General features: G+C 72.3%; 8 protein-coding genes. 5 read left to right on the forward strand and 3 right to left on the reverse strand.

Annotated elements, in window-relative coordinates; translation table 11 throughout:
• Positions 1 to 337, reverse strand: a 337-nt coding sequence (locus tag ACR807_RS40060; protein ID WP_438926765.1) for a hypothetical protein, incomplete at its 3' end; no start/stop codon positions are given.
• A 151-nt stretch (positions 338 to 488) separates the two neighbouring features.
• Positions 489 to 1,757, reverse strand: coding sequence for an acetyl-CoA C-acetyltransferase (locus ACR807_RS40065; RefSeq protein WP_438926766.1), 1,269 nt, complete (start codon positions 1,755 to 1,757; stop codon positions 489 to 491).
• Positions 1,758 to 1,843: 86 nt separating this feature from the next.
• Here ACR807_RS40065 and ACR807_RS40070 point away from each other — a divergent pair, with 86 nt between their 5' ends.
• The 3 genes from ACR807_RS40070 to ACR807_RS40080 all read left to right on the forward strand — a co-directional run bounded on the left by ACR807_RS40070 (position 1,844) and on the right by ACR807_RS40080 (position 5,126).
• Positions 1,844 to 3,184: a 3-oxoacyl-ACP reductase gene (locus ACR807_RS40070; protein WP_438926767.1), complete on the forward strand. Its 1,341-nt coding sequence runs from the start codon at positions 1,844 to 1,846 to the stop codon at positions 3,182 to 3,184.
• Positions 3,184 to 4,068, forward strand: coding sequence for a MaoC/PaaZ C-terminal domain-containing protein (locus ACR807_RS40075; protein ID WP_438926768.1), 885 nt, complete (start codon positions 3,184 to 3,186; stop codon positions 4,066 to 4,068). Before ACR807_RS40070 ends, ACR807_RS40075 begins: the two co-directional genes overlap by 1 nt.
• Positions 4,069 to 4,199: 131 nt before the next feature.
• The gene (locus tag ACR807_RS40080) at positions 4,200 to 5,126 is read left to right on the forward strand and encodes an alpha/beta hydrolase (RefSeq protein WP_438926769.1); all 927 of its coding nucleotides are present in this window, start codon (positions 4,200 to 4,202) and stop codon (positions 5,124 to 5,126) included.
• A 64-nt stretch (positions 5,127 to 5,190) separates the two neighbouring features.
• Here the strand turns inward: ACR807_RS40080 and ACR807_RS40085 are convergent, their stop codons facing one another.
• Positions 5,191 to 5,868 (reverse strand): TetR/AcrR family transcriptional regulator, encoded by a 678-nt coding sequence (locus tag ACR807_RS40085; protein ID WP_438926770.1) that lies wholly within the window; start codon positions 5,866 to 5,868, stop codon positions 5,191 to 5,193.
• 100 nt (positions 5,869 to 5,968) lie between these two features.
• Between ACR807_RS40085 and ACR807_RS40090 the strand changes: the two genes are divergently transcribed.
• Complete coding sequence (locus ACR807_RS40090) at positions 5,969 to 6,619, forward strand: SCP2 sterol-binding domain-containing protein (protein ID WP_438926771.1); 651 nt, start codon at positions 5,969 to 5,971, stop codon at positions 6,617 to 6,619.
• Between the two features lie 7 nt (positions 6,620 to 6,626).
• Positions 6,627 to 7,841 carry an acyl-CoA dehydrogenase family protein gene (locus ACR807_RS40095; RefSeq protein WP_438926772.1) on the forward strand — a complete coding sequence of 405 codons (1,215 nt, stop codon included), beginning with the start codon at positions 6,627 to 6,629 and terminating at the stop codon, positions 7,839 to 7,841.
• Positions 7,842 to 7,859: the final 18 nt, after the last annotated feature.

Raw genomic sequence — 7,859 nt, forward strand, 5'->3', positions numbered from 1 at the left:
GCGGGTCGGTGGTCTGCAACCCGCTGCTGTGCAGCACGAGCACGGCCGGACCGGGCGCGGCGGCCATGTCGGCGAGCACGGACAGCGGGTCGAGCCGCCCGGTGCCGCCGCCGATCTGCGCGAGCTGCCCGTCCAGCCGGGTCAGGCGGTCCTGGACCTCCGCGTCGTCGGCGGCCGAGAGGACCTCGTCGGAGTACGCGGTGCCCGCGTCCTCGCCCTCGCGGTAGACGACGACCCGCGTCTCGCCGCGCGTGAGCGCGGCCGACAGCCGGTCGACGACCGCGGGGGTGAGGCCGACCCGGGGCTCGTTGGCGGACGCGGTCACCCCGATGCGCACGGTGGTGGGGTCGCGGGAGTCCTCCCCGCAGGCAGCACAAGCCGCCACAAGCACGACTGCGGCGAAGAGCCGTGAGTGGTTCATGTCACGTGAAGCGGGAAAACGCTCCGTTCTGTTACCGCCGTCACCCTTTTGGGTTAACGGGAGGTGATCAGCGCTCCACGATCGCCGTAACGCCCTGCCCGCCCGCCGCGCAGATCGAGATCAGGCCGCGGCCCGACCCCCTCTCCGCGAGGAGCTTGGCGAGGGTCGCCACGATCCGCGCGCCGGTGGCCGCGAACGGGTGGCCGGCGGCCAGCGACGAGCCGTTGACGTTGAGCTTCGCCCGGTCGACCGATCCCAGCGGCGCGTCCCGGCCGAGCCTGCCCTTGCAGAAGTCCGCGTCCTCCCACGCCTTGAGCGTGGCCAGCACCTGCGAGGCGAACGCCTCGTGCACCTCGTAGAAGTCGAAGTCCTGGAGGGCGAGGCCGGCGCGGTCCAGCATCCGCGGCACGGCGTAGGCGGGCGCCATCAGCAGCCCCTCGCCGCCGTGCACGTAGTCGACCGCCGCCGTCTCGGTGAACGTCAGGTGGGCGAGCACCGGCAGCTTCCGGGCCGCCGCCCACTCCTCCGAGGCGAGCAGCACGGTGGACGCGCCGTCGGTGAGCGGCGTGGAGTTGCCCGCCGTCATCGTCGCGCCCTCGCCCCGGCCGAACACCGGCTTGAGCTTCGCGAGCTTCTCCACCGACGAGTCCGGCCGCAGGTTCTGGTCGCGGGTCAGGCCCTGGAACGGGGTGACCAGGTCGTCGAAGAACCCGCGGTCGTAGGCGGCGGCGAGCTTGTGGTGGCTCGCGGCGGCCAGGGCGTCCTGGTCCTCGCGGGCGATGCCCCACTCCTTCGCGGTGATCGCGGCGTGCTCGCCCATGGACAGGCCGGTGCGCGGCTCGCCGTTGCGCGGGACCGACGGCACGACGTGCTTGGGGCGCAGCTTCAGCGCGGCCCGCAGCCTCGCGCCGGCGGTCCGCGCCCGGTTGAGCTCCAGCAGCACGCCCCGCAGGTCCTCGTTCACGCCGATGGGCGCGTCGCTGGTGGTGTCCACGCCGCCCGCGACGCCGACCTCGATCTGGCCGAGCGCGATCTTGTTGGCCACCGCGATCACGGCCTGCAGGCCCGTGCCGCACGCCTGCTGGAGGTCGTAGGCGGGGGTCTCGGCGGACAGGCCGCTGCCCAGCACGGACTCGCGGACCAGGTTGAAGTCCCGGCTGTGCTTGAGCACCGCGCCCGCGACGACCTCGCCCAGCCGCTCGCCCTGGAGCGCGAACCGGCTGACCAGGCCGTCCAGCGCGGCGGTGAACATGTCTTGGTTCGACGCCGTGGCGTACGGGCCGTTCGAGCGCGCGAAGGGGATTCGGTTGCCGCCGAGGATGGCAACTCGGGCCATGTCGTCCTCCAGGGTGAGGGGCGTGTCCGCCCAGCCTAATCTACTGGTCAGTAGACTTACTAGCGAGTAGGGAGTGTGATGTGCCCATGGATCGGTATCAGTCGTTCGCCAACTCCGGTGTCGGGCGGTTCGTGGTGGGCAAGCTGGGCCTGCCCTCCCCCTACCCGCTGCGCAGGCACTCACCCACCCGGCCCCCGCTGGACGGCCCCGTGCTGCTCGGCGGCGGCGGGCGGCTCGTCGACGCGCTGGGCACGACGCTCACGTCGGCGGGGCTGGACCTCGCGCCGGAGCACGCACCCGGCAACGCCCAGGGCGGTCCCCGGTACGGGGCGCTGGTGTTCGACGCGACCGGGATCGGGACGGTCGAGGGGCTGCGCGGCCTGCACGACTTCTTCCACCCGGTGATCCGGTCGCTCGGCCCGTGCGGCCGGGTGGTCGTGCTGGGCACGCCGCCGGAGCTGACCGGGTCGACGGAGGAGCGGATCGCGCAGCGCGCGCTGGAGGGGTTCACCCGGTCCGTCGGCAAGGAGCTGAAGCGCGGGGCGACGGCGCAGCTCGTGCACGTGGCGCCGGGCGCCGAGGACGCGGTCGAGTCGACGCTGCGGTTCCTGCTGTCCGGGCGGTCGGCGTACGTGTCCGGCCAGGTCGTGCGGGTCGGCCCGGCCGACGTCGAGGTCCCCCGCGACTGGGACCGGCCGCTCGACGGCAAGGTCGCCCTGGTCACGGGCGCGTCCCGCGGCATCGGCGCGGCCATCGCCGAGGTGCTGGCCCGCGACGGCGCGCACGTCGTCTGCCTCGACGTGCCCGCGCAGGGCGAGGACCTGTCCCGCGTGGCGAACCGGGTGAAAGGTTCAACAATCCAACTGGACATCACGACGGCGGATGCGCCGAAGAGGATTGTTGAACAATTCACCCAGCGACATGGCGGTGTGGACGTCGTCGTGCACAACGCGGGCATCACCCGGGACAAGACGCTGGGGCGGATGGACGCGGCCCGCTGGGACGCGGTGGTCGCGGTGAACCTGGCGTCGCAGCAGCGGGTCAACGAGGCGCTGCTGGCGGACGGGGTCCTGCGGCCCAACGGGCGGATCGTCGGCGTGTCGTCCATCGCGGGCATCGCGGGCAACGTCGGCCAGACCAACTACGCCACCACCAAGGCGGGCGTGATCGGCATGGTCGACGCGCTGTCCGAGCGGCTCGCCGGGCGGGCCACCGTCAACGCGGTCGCGCCGGGTTTCATCGAGACCGCGATGACCGCCGCCGTGCCGCTGCTGATCCGCGAGGCGGGCCGGCGCATGAACAGCGCGTCCCAGGGCGGGCTGCCGGTGGACGTGGCCGAGACGATCGCCTGGTTCGCGCACCCCGCGTCGTCCGGCGTGAACGGCAACGTCGTGCGCGTGTGCGGGCAGAGCCTGCTGGGGGCGTGATGTCGAACCTGACCCTGCTCTACGCCAAGGCCGCGCTGACCGCGTTCACCCGGCGCGGCTCCGTGCTGCCGTCGACGTCGCTGGACGCCGAGGTGACCACCGACCCCGAGCACCTGGCCGCCTACAACGCGGTGTGCGGGTTCGGGGTGCGCGACGAGCTGCCGACCACCTACCCGCACGTGCTCGGCTTCCCCCTCCAGGTCCGGCTGATGACCGCGCGCGACTTCCCGTTCCCGCTGCCGGGGCTGGTGCACGTGGCGAACCGGATCACGCGGACCCGGCCGCTCCTGGCCGCCGAACCGCTGTCGCTGCACGTGAAGCTGGCGAACCTGCGACCGCACGAGCGGGGGCGGCAGTTCGACGTGGTGACGACGGTGTCGGTGGACGGCGAGGAGATGTGGGTCGATGTGTCGACATATCTCCGGCGCGAGGCCGGCGGCGGCGGCGGTGGCGACGGCACTGGCACCGACAGCGGCGGTCGCGAGGCCGGCGGCGATGGCAGTACCGGCGGGGTCGGTGGCGCGATGTCGGGGGCGGGCGAGCGCGCCTCGGCTCCCGCACCGACCGCGGTGTGGCGGCTGCCCGGCGACCTGGGGCGGCGGTACGCGGCGGCGTCCGGCGACCGCAACCCGATCCACCTGCACGCGCTGACCGCGAAGGCGTTCGGCTTCCCCCGGGCCATCGCGCACGGCATGTGGTCGAAGGCGCGGGCCGTGGCGTCGTTCGAGGGGCGGTTGCCGGGCGCGTACGAGGTCGACGTGCGGTTCAAGGCGCCGATCCCGCTGCCCGGCGAGGTCGGCTTCTCGGCCGCGCCGACCGGTGACGGCTGGCGGTTCGCCGTGTGGTCGGACCGGCCGCACCTGGAGGGCGTGATCACCGCCTGACACCACGCCCGGCAGCGGGGTGAGCACCGCCACGGTGTTCACGCTCTCATTTACCTTGTGCACAAGTTACTTGGGAGCTAGCTTTCCTGGTGTCGGCCGCGTTGACCGGCCAGAACCAGAAGGAGCCCGACATGACCGTCCTGGAGCCCGCCGCCGCGGAGTTCGCCGCCGCGACCGCCACCCCGCCGTACCTGTTCGACCTGGGCCCGGTCGAGGGCCGCAAGACCGTCGACGCCGTGCAGTCCGGCGAGGTGTTCAAGCCCGAGGTCGACGAGGAGACCGTGAACGTCGGCGAGGTGCCGGTGCGGATCGTCCGCCCGGTCGGCGCGACCGGCCCGCTGCCCGTCGTGCTCTACGTGCACGGCGCCGGCTGGGTGTTCGGCAACGCCCACACCCACGACCGCCTGGTCCGCGAGCTGGCCGTCGGCACCGGCGCGGCCGTCGTGTTCCCCGACTACAGCCTCTCGCCCGAGGCCAAGTACCCCACCGCGGTCGAGGAGAACTACGCCGTCGCGCGCTGGGTCGTCACCGAGGGCGCCGCGAAGGGCCTGGACGGCTCGCGGCTCGCCGTCGCGGGCGACTCGGTCGGCGGGAACATGGCGATCGCCCTCACGCTGCTCGCCAAGGAGCGCGGCGACGTCGCGTTCGCCCAGCAGGTCCTCTTCTACCCGGTGACCGACGCGGCGTTCGACACCGCGTCGTACCACGAGTTCGCCGAGGGCTACTTCCTGCGCCGCGACGCCATGCAGTGGTTCTGGGACCAGTACACGACCGACGAGGGCGAGCGCGCGCAGGTCACCGCCTCGCCGCTGCGCGCGTCCGTCGACCAGCTGCGCGACCTGCCGCCCGCGCTCGTGATCACCGCCGAGGCCGACGTGCTGCGCGACGAGGGCGAGGCGTACGCGAACAAGCTGCGCGAGGCCGGCGTCCCGGTGACCGCCGTCCGCTACCAGGGCGTGATCCACGACTTCGTCATGCTCAACGCCCTGCGCGGCACCCACGCCGCCGAAGCCGCCATCACCCAGGCGATCGGCGTGCTGAAGAACGCCCTGGCCTAGTCGGCCCGCTCGGCTGGTCGGCCCGCTCGGCCGCTCGGCCTGCTCGGCTGGTCGGTCTGCTCGGCTAGTCGGCCTGCTCGGCGCGCCTCGACGGCGGGTGCCACACGTCGCCCGCCACGAGGTCGCCGAACCCCATCCAGACGAGGTTCATCAGCCGGGCGGCGACGACGCCGGCCGGCTCGGCCGGGTTGTCGAGCCACCAGTCGGCCAGCGACTCGCCCGCCCCCACCAGTGCCGCGGCCAGCGACTCGGCCTCCTTGTCGCCGGCGCGCGGCACGTCGGAGAAGTCCGACGAGTGCACGAGCAGCGCCGCCACCAGGCTGATCGCCCGTCCGCGCATGTCGGCCAGCTCCGCGGCGAACGGCCCGCCCTGCGACGACGCCTGCCGGTGCAGCACCTGCCAGCTCGCGCGGTTCTCGCCGACGAACCCGAAGAACGCCCGGAGCCCGCTCCACAGCTGGACGTCCGGTGGCTCGCCGGCCTCGACGCCGGTCGCGATGGCCTCCATCATCCGGGTCGCCTCGCGGCGGATGCAGGTGGCGAACAGCTCTTCCTTCGACCCCAGGTACGCGTACAGCATGGGTTTCGAGATGCCCGCGACGTCGGAGATCTCGTCCATCGACGCGGCGTGGAACCCCAGCCGCGAGAAGACGTCCACCGCGGCGTCCATGATCTGCCGTTCGCGCACCGCGCGCGGCAGTCTCTTCGCCCGACCGGTGCGGACCGGTTGCTCTGCGTGCATCGCACCCCCTGGATTGCTGGAGCAAGATTACTCCGAGGGCCTTGCCCCCTTACCTACTCGCCAGTAGATTTACCGCCGAGTAGGTAGCGGAGGTGCCACCATGACCATCGACCTCACCACCGAGGCGATCGCGAAGCTCAGCCCCGGCGAGCTGATCTCAACGCTCAAGCGGGTCGACCCGGCCGACCCCGCGCTGGCGGGCGTCGACATCGACGTCATCGCCCGGGGCATCGACCCCAGGAAGCTCGGCGAGGACGAGTTCGCCGACCTGCTCGGCGCGCTCGGCGACCTCGCCGACGGCGGCGCCGACCTCGACCTCGCGAAGATGGACGCGCAGAACTTCGCGCGCATCGTCTCGCGCGCGTCCAAGGGCCAGATCGAGGCCGTGACGTCCCGGCCCGGCCTGCGCGAACGCGTGCTCGACGAGGTGTTCCGGCGGATGGAGGTCCACTTCCGCGGCGACCGCGCCGGCGCGACCCGCGCCGTGGTGCACTTCCACCTCACCGGCGGCTTCACCGACTCCGGCGAGGACGTGTACGAGGCGATCGTCGAGAACGCCGCGTGCGTGATCAACAAGGACGAGACCCGTGACCCCCGTGCCACTGTGGCGTTGGGACCGGTGGAGTTCCTGAAGTTGGCGACCGGGAACGCGTCGGCGCCGGTGCTGTTCATGACCGGGAAGCTCAAGGTCAAGGGCGACCTGGGGTTCGCCGCCGGGTTCATGAGCCTGTTCGACATTCCGAAGGCGTGAGGGGACCATGGGTGGTTTTTCGCTGGAGCTGAACGAGGACCAGGTCGACCTGCGGGAGTGGGTCCACGGCTTCGCGAAGGACGTGATCAGGCCGGCGGCGTCCGAGTGGGACGAGCGCGAGGAGACGCCGTGGCCGGTGATCCAGGAGGCGGCGAAGATCGGCCTGTACGGGTTCGAGTCGCTGGCCACGTGGTTCGCCGACCCGATCGGGCTGTCGCTGCCGATCGCGACCGAGGAGCTGTTCTGGGGTGACGCGGGCATCGCGCTGGCCCTGATGGGCACCGGGCTGGCGGCGGCGGGCATCTTCGCCTCCGGCGAGCCCGAGCAGCTGGCCGAGTGGGTGCCCGAGTGCTTCGGCACCGAGGACGACCCGAAGCTGGCCGCGTTCTGCGCCTCCGAGCCGCAGGCCGGATCGGACGTCGCCGGGTACCGGACGCGCGCGGTGTACGACGAGGCCACCGACGAGTGGGTCATCAACGGCCAGAAGGCGTGGGCGACCAACGGCGGCATCGCGAACGTCCACGTGGTGACCGCGGTGGTCGACCCGTCCCTCGGGGCGCGCGGTCAGGCGGGCTTCGTCGTGCCCCCGGGCACCGCCGGCCTGTCGTCACCGGGCAAGATCAAGAAGCACGGGATGCGGGCGTCCCACACGGCCGACGTGTTCTTCGACGACGTGCGCGTGCCGGGCCGGTGCCTGCTGGGCGGCAAGGAGCGGCTGGAGAAGCGGCTGGCGCGGGCGCGCGAGGGCCAGAAGGCCGGCGGCCAGGCGGCGATGGCGACGTTCGAGACGACCCGGCCGACCGTGGGCGCGATGGCGGTCGGCGTGGCGCGGGCGGCGTACGAGTACTCGCTGGAGTACGCGAAGGACCGCGAGGCGTTCGGGCGCAAGATCATCGAGAACCAGTCGATCGCGTTCGACCTGGCGAACATGAAGATGGAGATCGACGCGGCCCGCATGCTCGTGTGGCGGGCGGCGTGGATGGGCCGCAACAACGTCCCGTTCACGGCGGGCGAGGGGTCGATGTCGAAGCTCAAGGCGGGCGAGGTGTCCGTGTGGGCGACGGAACGCGCGATCCACATCCTCGGCGGGGCCGGGTACACGCGCGAGCACCCCGTGGAGCGCATGCACCGGGACGCGAAGATCTTCACCATCTTCGAGGGGACCAGCGAAATCCAGCGTTTGGTGGTGGCCAGGGCGATTTCGGGCATGCACATCAAGTGAGCCGACCTCCCGGGCGGC

It is taken from the genome of Saccharothrix sabaoui, assembly GCF_051756985.1.
GTDB lineage: Bacteria > Actinomycetota > Actinomycetes > Mycobacteriales > Pseudonocardiaceae > Actinosynnema.